Annotated in this window: 16 protein-coding genes and 1 pseudogene; 4 read left to right on the top strand and 13 right to left on the bottom strand. The window is 54.9% G+C overall.

The window, feature by feature from the left end:
• Window positions 1-65: 65 nt before the first annotated feature.
• The 12 genes and pseudogenes from RSX24_RS05920 to RSX24_RS05870 form a co-directional block, all read right to left on the bottom strand.
• Complete coding sequence (locus RSX24_RS05920) at window positions 66-518, bottom strand: threonine/serine exporter family protein (RefSeq protein WP_343259960.1); 453 nt, start codon at window positions 516-518, stop codon at window positions 66-68.
• A gap of 17 nt (window positions 519-535) precedes the next feature.
• Complete coding sequence (locus RSX24_RS05915; RefSeq protein WP_438286773.1) at window positions 536-1,345, bottom strand: threonine/serine exporter family protein; 810 nt, start codon at window positions 1,343-1,345, stop codon at window positions 536-538.
• 251 nt (window positions 1,346-1,596) lie between these two features.
• Window positions 1,597-3,318, bottom strand: a complete 1,722-nt coding sequence (locus RSX24_RS05910; RefSeq protein ID WP_343259958.1) for a DUF4179 domain-containing protein — start codon at window positions 3,316-3,318, stop codon at window positions 1,597-1,599.
• Window positions 3,315-3,833, bottom strand: coding sequence for a sigma-70 family RNA polymerase sigma factor (locus RSX24_RS05905; protein ID WP_343259957.1), 519 nt, complete (start codon window positions 3,831-3,833; stop codon window positions 3,315-3,317). The genes RSX24_RS05910 and RSX24_RS05905 overlap by 4 nt, the downstream gene beginning before the upstream one ends.
• A 269-nt stretch (window positions 3,834-4,102) precedes the next feature.
• Window positions 4,103-4,627 carry an ankyrin repeat domain-containing protein gene (locus RSX24_RS05900; protein WP_343259956.1) on the bottom strand — a complete coding sequence of 175 codons (525 nt, stop codon included), beginning with the start codon at window positions 4,625-4,627 and terminating at the stop codon, window positions 4,103-4,105.
• A gap of 152 nt (window positions 4,628-4,779) precedes the next feature.
• Window positions 4,780-5,649 carry a helix-turn-helix transcriptional regulator gene (locus RSX24_RS05895; RefSeq protein WP_343259955.1) on the bottom strand — a complete coding sequence of 290 codons (870 nt, stop codon included), beginning with the start codon at window positions 5,647-5,649 and terminating at the stop codon, window positions 4,780-4,782.
• Window positions 5,646-6,083, bottom strand: coding sequence for an NUDIX domain-containing protein (locus RSX24_RS05890; protein ID WP_343260067.1), 438 nt, complete (start codon window positions 6,081-6,083; stop codon window positions 5,646-5,648). Before RSX24_RS05890 ends, RSX24_RS05895 begins: the two co-directional genes overlap by 4 nt.
• A gap of 72 nt (window positions 6,084-6,155) precedes the next feature.
• Window positions 6,156-6,698 (bottom strand): annotated as a pseudogene (locus RSX24_RS05885) (GNAT family N-acetyltransferase); the annotation flags it as partial.
• A gap of 251 nt (window positions 6,699-6,949) precedes the next feature.
• A complete protein-coding gene (speD, locus tag RSX24_RS05880) occupies window positions 6,950-7,762 on the bottom strand; it encodes an adenosylmethionine decarboxylase (protein WP_236414978.1) in 813 nt (270 codons plus the stop codon).
• 322 nt (window positions 7,763-8,084) lie between these two features.
• The gene (locus tag RSX24_RS32300; protein ID WP_356722732.1) at window positions 8,085-8,165 is read right to left on the bottom strand and encodes a putative holin-like toxin; all 81 of its coding nucleotides are present in this window, start codon (window positions 8,163-8,165) and stop codon (window positions 8,085-8,087) included.
• 82 nt (window positions 8,166-8,247) lie between these two features.
• Window positions 8,248-8,829, bottom strand: a complete 582-nt coding sequence (locus RSX24_RS05875; protein WP_343259954.1) for an SLOG family protein — start codon at window positions 8,827-8,829, stop codon at window positions 8,248-8,250.
• Window positions 8,830-8,870: 41 nt separating this feature from the next.
• On the bottom strand, window positions 8,871-9,878 hold the full coding sequence (locus RSX24_RS05870; protein WP_343259953.1) for an RluA family pseudouridine synthase: 1,008 nt from the start codon (window positions 9,876-9,878) through the stop codon (window positions 8,871-8,873).
• A gap of 209 nt (window positions 9,879-10,087) precedes the next feature.
• On the opposite strand from RSX24_RS05870, the gene RSX24_RS05865 reads away from it, so the two are divergent.
• A complete protein-coding gene (locus RSX24_RS05865; protein ID WP_343259952.1) occupies window positions 10,088-10,477 on the top strand; it encodes a hypothetical protein in 390 nt (129 codons plus the stop codon).
• Between the two features lie 189 nt (window positions 10,478-10,666).
• On the opposite strand, the gene RSX24_RS05860 is transcribed toward RSX24_RS05865, so the two are convergent.
• Window positions 10,667-11,377, bottom strand: coding sequence for a GT-D fold domain-containing glycosyltransferase (locus RSX24_RS05860; protein WP_343259951.1), 711 nt, complete (start codon window positions 11,375-11,377; stop codon window positions 10,667-10,669).
• 313 nt (window positions 11,378-11,690) lie between these two features.
• Between RSX24_RS05860 and RSX24_RS05855 the strand changes: the two genes are divergently transcribed.
• The 3 genes from RSX24_RS05855 to RSX24_RS05845 are packed head-to-tail and all read left to right on the top strand — an operon-like array spanning window position 11,691 to window position 15,000.
• Window positions 11,691-12,680 carry a polysaccharide biosynthesis protein gene (locus RSX24_RS05855; RefSeq protein WP_339276760.1) on the top strand — a complete coding sequence of 330 codons (990 nt, stop codon included), beginning with the start codon at window positions 11,691-11,693 and terminating at the stop codon, window positions 12,678-12,680.
• 18 nt (window positions 12,681-12,698) lie between these two features.
• A complete protein-coding gene (locus tag RSX24_RS05850; RefSeq protein WP_343259950.1) occupies window positions 12,699-14,270 on the top strand; it encodes a nucleotide sugar dehydrogenase in 1,572 nt (523 codons plus the stop codon).
• Window positions 14,257-15,000: a class I SAM-dependent methyltransferase gene (locus RSX24_RS05845; RefSeq protein ID WP_236414968.1), complete on the top strand. Its 744-nt coding sequence runs from the start codon at window positions 14,257-14,259 to the stop codon at window positions 14,998-15,000. The genes RSX24_RS05850 and RSX24_RS05845 overlap by 14 nt, the downstream gene beginning before the upstream one ends.
• The last annotated feature ends 170 nt before the right edge of the window (window positions 15,001-15,170 follow it).

Genomic DNA, 15,170 nt, shown 5'->3' with positions numbered 1-15,170 from the left:
ATACGAACAGAAAGGCAATCTGTTCGTATGGGCTGTTCGACATGCGTGAAGCTTCGAAAAAAACATTATCGTTTGGCGTGCGCAGACCTGGAGGACAACCGCCGGATGGTTTGATTCAGCACCTCGGATAATACGAGTCCTACCGCAATCGCTCCTGACAACATCAACGCTTTGGCGGCCATCTCCATGGCCGTGTTGTAGTCGTTTTGCACGAAATTGCGCATGGCGTTGTAGGCAAGCCCCCCTGGGACGAGCGGGATGATGCCTGCGACGCTGAAAATAATGACGGGAGACCGGAACATCCGGGCAAACCATTGGCTGATGACGCCGACCGCGATGGTGGCCGCAAGCGTTGCGGGTACGGCATCTGCGGCATATTCCAGCGCAACATAGATTAGCCAGCCGATCATGCCGACGAAGCCGCCGTGGAGAAGCATGCGCCGTGGCGCATTGAAAATGATGCCGAACGCAGCGGACGCGATAAAACTGGTCAGCGCTTGTTCCAAAACTTGAAGCATACGTGCATTCCTCCGTGTTACGCCCAAAATGAAAATACGACTGCGATGCCCGTGCCGATGGCAAAGGCGGTCAGGAACGCCTCGGCCCCTTTGGACAATCCCGATACGAGATGTCCGGCCATCAGATCGCGCACGGCATTTGTAATGAGTAGACCCGGTACCAGCGGCATGACCGAACCGATAATGATTTTGTCCCGCTCATGTCCGGCGCCGATGTACACCAGCAGAAAGGCGAGCAAGCCAACGACAAACGAGGCGCTAAGCTCGGCGAAAAATTTGACCAATACGAGCCGATGAAAGGCGATGACTGCGGCATAACCGACGCCGCCGCACAAGAGGGCAGGCAGGAAATCGCCCCATGTGCCGCCGAACATAATTGTAAAACAACCGCTGGAAAACGCTGCAGCAGCTAACTGTACGGCCGTGGAATAAGAAGAAGGTTGTCCTTCGATCCGCTGCAGCAGCTCATAGGCTTCCTCCACTGTCAATTCCCCTTGGCCGATGCGGCGGGAGACGGCATTCACTTCAGACACTTTGTACAGGTTGGTCGTCCGTTCCGAAATGCGAATCAGCTTGGCCGGTTCGGTGGCGTCCGCCGAGAAAAAAATGCCTGTCGGCACGACATAACTATGGGAATGGGGCAGTCCCAGTGCCGCCGCCATACGTTTCATCGTATCTTCCACCCGGTAGGTTTCGCCTCCGCTTTGCAGCATGATTTTGCCCGCAAGCAGGCATATGGCGATAACGCGCGACTGCTCTGCAGCATGATTAGCAGGGGGAGTAGATTCCCTTGGATTTGAAAGAGACGTTTCAGGCTTTGATTGCATATATTTCAACGGGATCAAGCTCCGTTTCTGGATAGGATAAGGAGGCTGTTGCCGACCTTATTGTACCATATTTCAAGCGTGAACCAAGAATGCGTGCGCCTGCTTTGCATCCCCTTGTTTGATCCTTGGGGATTGTCCGAAGGATTGAGCAGCTGTTACATCCCCAAAAGCCCCGTCTCCGAAATGCTGCATTTCGGAGACGGAGCGATCGGACTGGCGTGTCGGGGAGAAACGGCGTCACATCAATTACATCAGCAACGTAATGACCAGCAGCTCATACAGCACCAGAGGCAGGATGGTTGGACCGAACAACGCGCGCGGCTCCGGATATCCATGCATGGGCGTAACCTGAAGGTAAAGGATGCCGCGGTCGGCGCTGACAATGACGCCTTCCCAGACTTGCCCGTCAATGTTCTGGACTTGAACCTTCCGACCGGTATACTGGCGAACGGTCTGATGAAGCGCATTTCGCGTCTGTTGAACCGATTGAAGCAATGGCGTATGGGCCTGATACACAATGACTGCTGTCGGCGTGGATGGCGTTTCGGACATAATGCACACCTCTTCCTCGTAATGGGTTCCTGCTTCAGCATATGCATTCGCCTATATAAAGGTGATTGGGCGTACATTGTGTAAGTTTTGTTATTCCAGTGGAATATCCAGCGAAAACGGGGAACTGTTTTCATCGGATATGATCCGATGCGCAGGGTTAGCTTGCCCTTGATGGAAGCACCGTTTTCAATGGTATACCATGCCGCGGCTTCCCCTTGATCGGGGGCTTCCCAGCTCGTGTTGGGTATGACGTAGTGTTTCCCTTGTTCGTCGGCAGCTGTGCTAAACGTCAGGGGAGAGACGCCGTTCTGGAAATGGGAAAGATGGAATTCAAGAACGCGATCTCTGCCTTTGACTTCGCTATCCGCAAACGTCAAACCTTTCGGCCCGCCTTCGAGGCGTCCTGTTTTCAGATCAATCGTGACATCCAAATCCGTTTTGTCCAGCGCGGATAACCCCGAACCCTGAAGCGTCAATGTCTTCGGAATCGCAAAGTACATGCTCTCAAAAAAGATGGATTGCTGAGTGCCGCTTAATGAGGAGGTATTTGTTCTCCAAGCGCGCCCTTGATCATCAACAAGCTGTAAGTTGCGAAGACCGAAAATCTCTTTAGTGTTTTTTGGATCATAGGTTACATCAAGCACGAGACGGGTTGGATATAACGTAGCTTTACCAAATTCAATATGCTGCCCATCTACTGTAATGGTTTGATGAAGTGGAATAACCTTTTGCATGCCTTCGGTCAAACTGTAGTCGATGGGAAAGGTCACGCTCCAGAGCTGTGAAGAAGGTTTTTGCTTGGGTTGGAATTGTATCGTTAGTTTTTTGGGTTTGATCATTTCTTCGGTAAAAATTACATCAATGTAGTCCTCGTAAATATCTTCGTTTTCCTTTGTTTGTTTGGGAGATGAGTAGCTGTATGCTACGGGCAATTCCTCTCCATGTTCATCCAACAAATTGATATTGTACATCCCTCTCTCTGGCTCAATCTGGCCCTGCATCGTGTAAAAAATAACCATGCGTGAGTCATCGGTGATCACGCCGTTTACGGTCACGGAGACCCCGTCATGCTCGTCGGTGATATTCACCGTCTGTAACAATGACTGATCCACGGCCAACTGCAAACCTTTGTCTTGGCGAATCAGGTTCACGATCCCTTCCATGCCCGGCAGCTGCTCCACAAACGAGGCGAATGCGGGCGACACGCGAATACAGCCCGTAAACAGCAGTATAATACATGCTGCCGAAAGCCCGCTCAGGCCCCAGCGAAGCCTGGACTTGCGGTGTCGTGCAGCCTGGCGGATGCCGGACTGCACGGCAAGGCGCGCCGCCTCATCGGGTACAGGGATCGCGTCATACTCCGCTTTGCGAGCATGCAGCCGCCGTTCCAACGCATCGAACGTTTTATTTTCATCGGTCATAACGAGGCATCTCCTTTCGTCTCCAAATGATTGCGCAGTTGGCCCAGCGCCCGATGCAGGCGCGATTTCACCGTACCGACCGGAATGTCCAGAATATCCGCAACCTCCCTCAGGGGAAAACCCTCAAAATAGCTTAAAATAATGATATCCTTACAGCCCGGTTCCAGCGCTTCGATGGCTGCGGCGAGGTCGGGGTCCTGCGGCGTATCCCAGCTGCTTGGTTCAGCCGCGAGGGCGGCAAACGGGCTGAAACGATGCTTGCGTTTACGCTCGTCCGCGCAGTAGTTCAGCAGAATCCGGACCAGCCATGTGCTGAAGAAGGCAGGTTCCTTTAATTTTTTTAACTTGCGAAAGGCTCTGTAGGTACATTCCTGGATCGCCTCGAGTGCGTCCCCTTCATTATGGAGATAGGCATAAGCGATCCGGTACAGCCGGTTCCGATGCAAGTCCATTAAGGCCGAAAAAGCCTCGGCATCCCCTCTCTGTGCGGCGACGGTCAATTCGGAAGGGGGCACAGGCTCTCCTCCTTTCGTGGATGTGTTGCGTATTAGACGGCGAGAGGGGGCAAACGGTTCTTGGTTATGAAAAAAATATTGCTCTTGCCTGGCGGCCATGGACGATGAGGATGTGAGCCCAAGCCAAAAACCGCCAGTCTCTCGCTAAAGAGGCGGGCGGTTTGTCGTCGCAGGGCTGCCGGTCGGCGGGTTTCGGAATGGATCGGCAGCTTTTCATTTTCACGATCAAGAGAGGCAGGCGCGCAAGGAGCATGATCCCTGCTGCAAAATCATCGTGCTCCGAGCGCTTCTCTCAAACAGGCAGCGGCGGTTTCATGGCCGCGCTCCAGCGCGATCTCCAGTGCATTCCGGCCGTCCGCATTCATGGCTGACGGGTCGGCGCCATGCTGGAGCAGCAGCTCGATGATCTCGGCCTGATCCGTATGGTAGGCAGCCGAATGCAGGGCGAATTGTCCGTCGCTGTCAGCGATGTTTGTCGCCGCACCGCGCCCCAGCAGCAGCCGGATTACGGCGGTGGAGCGTTCGCCGGCAAGCGCCGCGTGCAGCGCCGTGTTGGAAGGGATATACGAAACTTTGGAGTGGGAGACGGCGTTGACATCGGCTCCGTGGTCCAACAGGAGCGCGACGGCTTCGCTTTGGCCAAAATGGGCAGCGTACCCGAGCAGCGTCAGTCCATCCCCGTTTTCGGCATTGGCCAGCTCCGGATGTGCGGTTAACAGGGCAGCTAACGTGGCTGTATCGCCATGCTGGGCAGCTGCGAACCATTTTTCCAAGGATTGTGCGTCTTGAGTCATAAGCAAAGGCCTCCATTCGCAAAAAAAGATAAGGTGTAACGAAGCACGGCGTTTGATGCTGCTCCAAGCTTTTGAAGCAGCATGCAATCCATTGTGCATCGTCCGTCCTTCCCTGATTATAACGATGCGGGTAAACGTCCGCTTCTTCATTCTCACCTGTTTAATCGCGCTTGCGAGGGCGGCTCGCCGAATCGTCTGGCAAACAACGAGCTGAACGTGCCCAGGCTTTCGAATCCGACGGCGAAGCAGATGTCCGTCACCGAACGGTCCGTCGTTTGCAATAACCGCATGGCGGCCTGAAGCCTGCATTCTGTCAAGTAACGGTGGGGCGAGATGCCGAAGACGGCTTTGTAACTGCGCAAAAAATGGTTGACCGACAATTGGGCGACGGCTGCCGTGTCGGCGAGTGACGGGGACTGGTCGTAATAGGCGGTCAAGTATTCGTGTCCCAGATAAGCCCTGCGATACAGTTCTTCCCTCGTAGAGAGCTTGGCGGCCGAGAGGTTGTCCATTTCCTTGCGTACATCCTGGTGCAAGCGGAGTAAGCGCAGAGCCAAGTCATGCATCCGTTCTTCCCATCCCCAGGCATCCAGCACTTTAAGGCGATGAAGATGCCGCAGTTGGCGCAGGGTTTCCCCAAGGCTGCTTTGCATGGAGTGCGTGCGTTCAACCCATTCGAAGCTTTTCGTGGACCGTGAACCGAACGGGTCGTCCAGCCGCTGTCCCTCGCTCTGCATGAGGTTTTGGCCGATCCTTTCAACGAATCCGTCGGGGAAAAAGATGCAGAAAGACTCCACTTCCGTGGGGGAATCGATATGTAAAGCATACTCTTGTCCGGCGTTCAGCACGAGGAAACGATGATCGTCGACGGAAAAGTATCCTCGCCCGGCTTCATACAGGGTGGTTCCTCCACGGAACGTTTTGAGCGAGAGGGCACCGCTGCCCTTCCATGCAAAGCTTGCTCTTGATTCATGCAGGATGAAGGGGAGCAGCCTTGCAGGTTCCGAGTTCCCGCCGTTCATCCCAAGCCATCCTTGGTTCGCTTAACGGCATCCAGTGCGGGAATGGCGAAGCAGGCCAGCGGGGAAGGCAGGTCGTTCAGCGGAAACCACGCGACCTCCCCGATCGCGCCGCCTTCCTCCATGTTGCGGGCAGAGCCGCCGACAATCCGGGTCGCGTAGAGGAGGGAGATCCAATGCTCCTGCTTCTCGGGCCGAATCGTCTCGGCGGTGCAGAGCAGTTGCTCCACCTCAATATCCAGGCCGACCTCTTCCTTGATTTCGCGGATAACCGAGTCTTCGGCGGATTCGTAAGGATCGATTTTGCCGCCGGGAATGCTCCAGGTGTGCTGCTCGGGTTGTCGGTTGCGCCAAACGAGCAGTACTTCATTGCGTTCGTTGACAATGACGGCACCTACGCCGATGCGGGGCTGCACAGGTTCCGGCTCAGAAGGCACGCAGGTAACCTCTGCGTTGCCAAGGTCGATTTCATGTGGCAAAGCCGGGCGCATGGAAAGCGGAAGTCCTGTCCGTTCAGCCCATTCCTCGGCCAGCAGAGCCATGGAAATCAGGTCGTAATGTGCTCCGCCGCGCAATACGGCGGAACGTTGACGGCCCTCCACGCGGAATCCTGCCTTTCGGTATGCATGAATGGCTGCATCATTGTAGGAAATGACTTCAAGTGCAACCCGGTTCAGGTTCAGCTCGTGAAAGGCATAGCGGAGAATAAGGGCGAGGGCGTCGCTGCCGAAGCCTTTGCCGCGATCTTGCGGATCGCCAATGCCGACCGCCAGACGAGCGGAACGGTTGTTCCATTCGATCCGGTACAAGGCTGTGAAGCCGACGAATCGGTTGTCCTTCAGCGTGCGCAGCGCAAATTCGAAACCGCCGTCCCGGCGCACGGATGACGTTCCCGCTTCGTCCGGTGTCAGGGGGACGGCAGCATCGGTATCCACGTTGCGAAGGTAGTCGTAATTATCGGTAAATCGGGCGATTCGCAGGCAGTCCTCGGGGCATGGAGCCGTTAGCCTGACTTTGGTGCCCTGAAACAAATCCCTGTCGTTATAACCCATAAGGCACCTCTTTTGTCCAGAAAATGTATTGCTAAGTGCCTTCATTATACTACGAAATGCCGTATAAGAAGAAAGAGGCTGTGCCGCAGTACATACGACAGCAGCCGTTCCCGGTGCTGCGGTGGTCCGCTTTAGCGAAGAGTGTCAACCAAGCCAATTCCCCCATAAACGAAAAAGAAGAACAAGCTTATGCCGGAGCCATCCTTCGTTCAGGACCACACCTTCATCAATGCTCATTCTTTCTTGTGGATTCAAGGGCGCTGTATGTTTTTTCCATAATAGATTTCGTCCATCTCCAGCTTCAGCCACTCTGTGATGGTCTGCTGCTCGGACTCGCTCAGCTTATTTTTCGTATACCCGAACAGGTAGTTGTCCAAGTCGAATGCCTTCAGCTTGCACTTGGTATGGAAAATGTTTTCCTGATACACGTTGACGTCGATCATGTCGAAGTTCCGTTTGATCTCGTCCGGAATGTAATTTTGGATGGAACCGATGTCATGGTCGATGAACAGCTTGCGTCCGCTCGTATCGCGCGTGAATCCGCGCACCCGGTAGTCCATGATCATAATGTCCGTATCGAACGAGTGAATCAGGTAGTTGAGCGCTTTGAGCGGCGAAATTTCGCCGCAGGTGGAGACGTCGATATCCGCACGGAACGTGCTGATGCCCTCGCCCGGATGAAATTCCGGATACGTGTGCACGGTAATATGGCTTTTGTCGAGCTGCATGACGACATTGTCCGGCAAAGGGCCCGGCGATTCTTCGAATGATTCCTCCGGTACCTCAACGATCGGGCCTTCGGAGACCAGCATCGTGACGCTGGCGCCTTGCGGCACATAATCCTGTTTGGCGACGTTGAGCACATGCGCTCCGATGATGTCGGCAACGTGGTGCAGAATGCTGCTTAGCCGCTCCGCATTGTACTGCTCGTCAATATATTCAATGTAAGCCTCTCGCTCTTTTCGCGTTTGGGTGTAACAGATATCGTACATATTGAAGCTCAGCGACTTGGTCAGGTTGTTGAATCCATGCAGCTGAATGCGCTGCTCTGGCGTTAAGCTCATGGCGGCCAATCCCCTTTATGCATACGACGCAATGATCGCAGTATTATTACTACGTATACCCTAATCCATGCCAAATAAACATGGGGTCCCTGCGAATAATCGGTTGAAAGGCGGGGATCCACGACGGCATTGCGCGATAAAAAAGAGCAGAACCACGGATTGAAAAGCCTGATCCAGATGTTATAATGGGGGAAGAAAGAGCTTATACTGCAAAAAGAGCCGTGCTGGACACACGACTCTCTGCGCAATAGCCGCTATTAAGGGCGGTGGGCTTTACAGGCGAGATGCAGACTTATAGACCGCAACCTTCGACCGGGGCGGTCTATTTGTGTTTGTCGGACAGCAGCGCTGCGATTAGCAAACCGAAGGTAAGCATCAGCATAAGTGCTTCAAATACTGTCACCAGGCATCACCTCCCTTCCGGGAGATTAGCCGACCGCCCATATCAGCCTTTCCATTGCGTCTAAATTATACCATGTTTGCGTCTAAAAAGCGTAGTCTTCGTACGTATTTGCGTCATTCATGCGCTCATCGTCGGCGATCGACTGAATGTCCTCAGACGTAATCGTGATGAGACGGTATTCCCCGTTTTGCTGCCTCTTCAGCGCCTTTTCCTTAATGAAGCGCGGGCTTCCTTCTCCGGCATCCTCATCATATACAAGCAGCAGCCCGTCGCTCTTGCGCAGCAGCAGGTCATCGCGCGCCGTGAACTGCCACGGTCCGACATACGGCTGGCGGCTGACCGCTCCGTAATAATCCACGCCCGTCAGAATGGAGCGGTAATACTCCTGCTTGTCTTCCTTCCATTGTTCCTCCGGGTTCAGAAAAGCGGTAATGATCGACAGCTTCAAATGAGGATATTCTTTTTTGAGCTCCATAACGACTTCGCATGCCCACAGGTCGACGCCATACTGGCCGGGCGTTAATACCCATTCCAATCCATCCTCGACCAACGGGACTAGGCGGGAGGCAATGGTTTTTTTGATAAACGGAATGCCTTCGTGCTTCTGTCCGAAAATTTGCAGCTCATGCGCCCGGTATCCGGTAATCAACAAGTTCTTCAGCATCGGTTCCTCCTATCAGACAGCTCGGTTTCCGAATGGTCCAGTTACTTCGCCGGCGGGGCGTCTTTGCGGAACGGGTACAAAAATGGTTTGGGTATGTCTGTCTCAAATTTCATGAGCTCACCCGTGGTCGGATGGATGAACGAAAGCACCCGTGCATGAAGGCCGAGACGCCCCAGCGTTCTCGTTCGCGCACCGTATTTTTTGTCGCCTGCAACGGGATGGCCAAGCTCTTCCATATGCACGCGAATCTGGTTTTTGCGTCCCGTTTCCAGACGAACTTCAAGCAGGGAGAACTCGCGGTTTGACTGCAGCCGTTTGTAGTGCGTGATGGCATGCTGTCCATCACCCGGACGCGGACTGGAATACATCTTCAGCGTTTTGCTTTCCTTCAGCCAGGACGAGATCGTGCCGGCTTCTTTGGCTACCTTGCCTTCAACCAGAGCCACGTAGATCCGTTCTTGCACCTGGTCTTTCCAGTTGTTTTGCAGCTTCTGCTGCACTTCTTCGCTTTTGGCAAACATCATGACACCCGATGTATCGCGGTCCAGACGATGTACAACAAAGATCCGGTTGCGCGAATCGGTACGGCGGACATGCTCGGTCAGCTGGCGATAGGCGGTAGTTTCATCGCTTCGGTCTGCGGCAATGGACAACAGTCCGGATTCTTTGGAGATGACGATGATGTCGTCATCCTCATGCAAGATCGTCAGCCCTGCCATGGGCTCAGCTTCGGTCACGCCTTCTTTGCTTACCGACACGACTTGTCCAGGAACGAGGGCGTGGTTATATTGGGTCACGATCTCATTCCCGACCGAAATTTGGCCGCGGCTCAGCATGGATTTGACGGCGTTCCGTCCGGAATTGACATGCTGGAGCAAAAACGAAAGCAGCTCGTCCGCTTCATTCACCTGATACTGGCGGGGAGGCTCCGGTTTGCGAGCGGGGATATGCGCCGGCCGTTGGCGAGGTTTGTGCTTATTCGGTTTCTTTGCATCATTTCCGCGCTTTGCCGCGGGATTGGGCTTGGTGCCGTTGCGTTTGTTATTCATTATTATTCATTCTCCTTTAGGACAGCTGTATCGGGTGTGCGATACGGATCCGTTCGTTTCTTCCATGCTGTCCAATATACCATTAAAGGGCATGAATGAAAAATGGGAGGTTGCCTTCCTTAATTCATCCAAGCGGGGGCAGAGGAAGTTTCATAGTATAACCTATCAAACAGGATTGGAGGTGTGACTTTTTGGGAACCTTTCTTGATATGAAGAGTTCGATGAACTCGTCAGGCACAGGTGCGCCTAACGTAGCTTTGAGTCCAACTCCAGCATTGTTCGGCCTCATTGGATTGGATACGATGCAAACAGTCGGTACGGTCATTACCCTGAACGGCACGGTTGGGGTGACAGGCGAAGTAGGGGATACATTTGAGGTCGTGGTTGTCCGGGGAAGTGTATTCGATCCGGCGAATATCATTTACCATGCGGTAGGAACCGTATCGCAAAGTGGCGGGCACGAGTTCCATTCCTTTACAGCACAGGATCTGTTGGCACCGCCGGCCTTGCTAACCGTATATTCTTCCTATATTTCAGGAGTGTCTACGACTGTTCGTTCCGGACCGGAAGTATTTTATGGCATTGCATCGACGGTGTAGAACAAGTTGCCTTGCGAAGATGAACTTTCGCATGACGGTTCTTTGTTTTGCTCTAGTAACGACTTTCTCCAAAATACATGCTGCAGATGGAGAATGATATGATCGACAGGCCATTCCATGTATGTCAAAAAACCATTGGTGACCTCATAGTCATCAATGGTTTTTTGGCGTTTAATGAAAAAAGCAGATTCAGTTGGGTGAACCTTTCAAAATGATATTGTTCGCCTTGCCGAAATCGATGGCGACCTTCCCGGAAAGGGCTGCGGCTTGCTCGGCAAGGACAACAGCATTGACGCCGCAGGAGAAGAGCGCCACATCGAATTCATTCGGATGCGCCGCGATCCATTGCAGCGTCTCCGGCAAATCATCCCAACCGTCAAATGGCAACGCTGCCGCAATGTTCAGGTTATAAGGATCTTGGACAAGTGCGTCCTGAAGCTCCTGGATCTGCCGCGTGACGAGCAGCACGCGTTTGCCTGCAAGCAATTGCCAGAAGCGCGGCGTCCGGGCCAAGTCCCGATTGACGCAGGCATGGCAGGTCAATGCCGGCTCGATGCCGTAATAGGCGAACAACTTGTCGGTCAAGGTCCTTTTTAGATAATCCGGCGCTTTGATCGTTTGATCGTCCGGCGGGAGAATGCCGACGATCGTGGCGCGCTGCAGGGAAGCGGCAACCAAGTCCCGCAATACTAGATTGGGCAGGGTAAGCCCTTTTTGTCCCTTATTGGCCTTGATCGACCAACGCTCCTGCAGAACCTCTTCCATGGTCCAGACCGTTTCCTGGGCCATGACGATATTTTCCCCATCGCCAACTCGCACAAGGGAGAAGGGCGATCGTTTCCGCAGCGCCGTTTCCAGCTCAAGGAGCACGGCGTCCAATTCAAGATAGCGTGACTTCATGTGAACCCATCCCTCCTTTGAAATTTCAACTGCTCTATTCTATGTCGTTGCTGTGGTAAGGTTGTTGCGCGTTTGCCGGATACGACGAATGAACAGGGTACATATCAGTCTATTTCTATGAAATCGGTACGAGTGTCCGTTCCGGTTTGGACTGCTTCTCATACGTTATAGAGATTAGTTTCATAAAAATAGTATTTTTGATCCACGCAAGGGTTAGCAGCAGTGACATGGAAGTACGAATTCAAAGACCGCCTGAGCTGGGGGGAATGGCAAGCGTACTTCGGGAATTCATGATCTGATTGGAGGATGCAGCATGATTAAGGGAAAAAAGATTCTGATAACGGGCGGCACGGGGTCCTGGGGACAGAAGCTGACTGAGGTGCTGCTGGAGCAGGACCCGGCCGAGATTCGCATCCTGTCGCGCAACGAATACGCGCAGATCGCGATGCAGCGGGAGTTTGGCCATGATCCGCGCCTGCGCTTCGTCATCGGGGATATCCGGGATTACACCGCCGTGGAAGAAGCCAGCCAGGGGATACAGGTGCTCTTCCATCTGGCCGCGCTCAAGCATGTGCCTGTCTGCGAAGACCAGCCGGATGAAGCATTCAAAACGAATGTGATCGGAACGCAAAACATCATCCGGGCAGCCATCTATCACCGGATTCCGAAGGTGATCGACGTATCGACGGACAAGGCGGTTGACCCGATCAACGTGTATGGCATGACCAAAGCGCTTGGCGAAAAAATGATGATTCGTGCGAACGGTTTGAGCGAGCATACGCGTTTCGTTTGCATTCGCGGGGGGAACGTGCTTGGCACGAGCGGCAGCGTTGTGCCGTTGTTTCGTCGCCAGCTCGATGATGGCCAAATGCTCACGATCACGGACGAAGGCATGACCCGGTTCTTCCTGACCCGCACGGAAGCCATTCGTTTGCTGCTCAAAGCGGCCGAAGCGGCAGTCGGCGGAGAGACGTTCGTGATGAAAATGAAGGCGTGCAAAATGACCGATCTGGCCATCGTCATGCTGGAACAGGCGGGGCGCCCGGCCAGCGATTACAAGGTGACCGGCATCCGGCCCGGAGAGAAGCTGCATGAGGTGCTGGTCTCGCCGTTCGAAGCGCCGCGCACGTACAAATATGACGAGCAGTACTACGTTATTTTGCCGCAGGATCCGGATAAACGGCTGAGGGACCAATACGCCGGACTCGCCCCGGTCGCTTTTGCCGAATATCGTTCAGACAGCGAAATGATGGAACGCAAAGGGATTTTACGGTTTTTGCGCGACGGCGGCTTCATCGACTAACGGAAGGGAGGAGGACCCATGGAAACGGATGGGATGGAAGAAACGCAGAAACAAAAGGAAACGGCAGCAGGTCATGTTTCCCGTGCCGGTGGTCGACCTTGGGTCGGGGAGACTCATCAACGCTTCATGATCCCGAAGGCGAGCGAGATCGATGGGGGAAATCCGGTCGGATCGAAGATCTCGGCAGCGTCTGATACAGGGAGCGGACAGAGTGTTGCCACCGGCACGATTGCCTCGATCGATGCGGACCGGATCATGCGCGGCATTAGGGAGCGGTCGCTTCAAGCGGCGGTGATCGGCCTCGGCTACGTGGGCTTGCCGATGGCGATGGAGATGGCTCAGGCGGGCTATCGCGTGCATGGCATCGACATCGACGCCCGCAAGGTATCCCGGCTGCGCGCCGGCGATTCGTACGTCATCGGCATCGACGCCGCGTTGGTGGAGGCGATGAACGAATCGGGGCGCTTCGAGGCGGGAACCGATTACCGGGTGGTGTCGCAGGCTGACGTCATCGTCATTTGCGTGCCGACGCCGCTCACGACGGAGCATGAGCCGGATATTTCGTTCATTACGGCAGCCGTTGACGGCATGCTGCCTTACCTGCAGGAAGGCAGTCTCGTTATTTTGGAGAGCACGACGTATCCGGGCACGACGGAGGAATGCGTCAAGCTGCCGATCGAAGCGGCCAAGGGGTGGAAAGCAGGCCTTCAGTTCCATGTCTGCTATTCCCCCGAGCGGGTGGACCCGGGCAGTGTGCATTACGGGGTGAAAAACACGCCCAAAATCATCGGCGGTTCGACGCCCGCCTGCCTGTCGTATGGAGAGCGGTTCTACGGTTCGTTCCTGAACGAAATCGTGCCGGTCAGCTCGACGACCGTGGCCGAGACGGCGAAACTGTTCGAAAATACGTTTCGCAGCGTCAACATCGCGCTGGTGAACGAGCTGACGCCTGCATGTGAGCAGATGGGCGTGGATATATGGGAGGTGCTGGATGCGGCGGCGACAAAGCCGTTTGGGTACATGCCCTTCTATCCGGGTCCAGGCATCGGCGGCCACTGCATCCCGATTGATCCGATTTATTTATCCTGGGCGGCGGAGCGGAAAGGGGCAGCCTTGCGTTTCATTACGCTCGCAGACGAGACCCATCGGCACGTGCCGAAGCGCATTGCCGAACGCGCGGCGGAGCTGCTGGCCAAGGACGGCGTGCCCATCGCTGGCGCACGGATCGTGCTGGCGGGCATAGCCTACAAAAAGGACATCGATGACCTGCGCGAATCGCCGGCCTTGGACGTATTCCGGCTGCTGGAGGAGGCCGGGGCAGAGGTGGCGTTCGCCGATCCGCTTGTGTCCACGTTCCTCAAGCATGACGGCACGATGGCTCAAGCTCGCCCAGCTTCGCCGCAAACGTGGGCATGGGCCGACCTGGTGATCGTTACGACCGATCACAGCGGCTTCGACTACGAAGAACTGGCGGCGCATGCCCGTCTGGTCTACGACACGCGCAATGCCACTGCAGGCGTCGCAGGCGGGCGAATCGTCGTGCTTGGGCAGCCGGGGATGTCCGCGGGTGGGCGCGATGGCGAATCATGATCGGGTGAGCGAGCGCTACTACGGAACCGTCAATGCGGAGGCTTCGCATGAAGCGACGCGTGCCCGTATCCACTGGATGTGCCGCCAAGCGACGGGACAGCGCATTTTGGACGTGGGCTGCAGCCAGGGCATTGCCTCCATCCTGCTCGGGCGGGAGGGATTTCGGGTGACCGGCATAGATTTGGAGGACGAGAGCATCCGGTATGCGCGCGAGGAACTCGCCAAGGAATCCCGGCCCGTGCGGAGCAAGGTCGATTTCCTGCTGGCGGACATTACGCAGTGGCGGGTCAGGACGGTGTTCGATACCGTGCTGCTCGGGGAGGTGCTGGAGCACTTCTCCCATCCCGAGGTGCTGCTTCTGCAATTGCACCGGCTGCTTCGCATCGACGGGACATTGGTGGTAACCGTGCCGTACGGATACCATCCCTTCCATGACCACAAGCAAACGTTCTATGCGGGCAATCTGGCGACTTGTTTAATGCCGTATTTCGATGTATACAAGATCGAGATCCATCATAAATATCTATGTTGCGCGGCGCGCAGACGTCGGGAAACCGAAATGCACGTCCAGCCGACCGCCAGCCAACTGGCGGCATGGATGAGCATGGATCATGCCGAATTCGCCGCGATCGAGCAGAGGCACCAGCAGCAGATGAATCAGCGCAAAAAGGCGCTGGACAGCGCGGTGGAGCAGCTCAGGAAGCTGAAGCAGGGGCAGGACGGAACGTGACCGGCACGGTTGAAATGTCGGATGGGCAGGAAGTTTCAAAGCGGTGAGAGAGTACAAAGACCGTGAGCGTCAACCGGAAGCAAAAAGGTGGAGCCATGCAGTCTGAACGAAGCAGGATGGATTTCGGGGAATAGATTTAGAAAAAAAGTACAGAAGACACCTCACGGCAA

The organism is Paenibacillus hubeiensis, assembly GCF_032334105.1.
GTDB classification, from domain to species: domain Bacteria; phylum Bacillota; class Bacilli; order Paenibacillales; family Paenibacillaceae; genus Paenibacillus; species Paenibacillus hubeiensis.
Note: the sequence above shows the minus strand (reverse complement) of the source record. Positions and strands in the feature narration are given on the sequence as shown.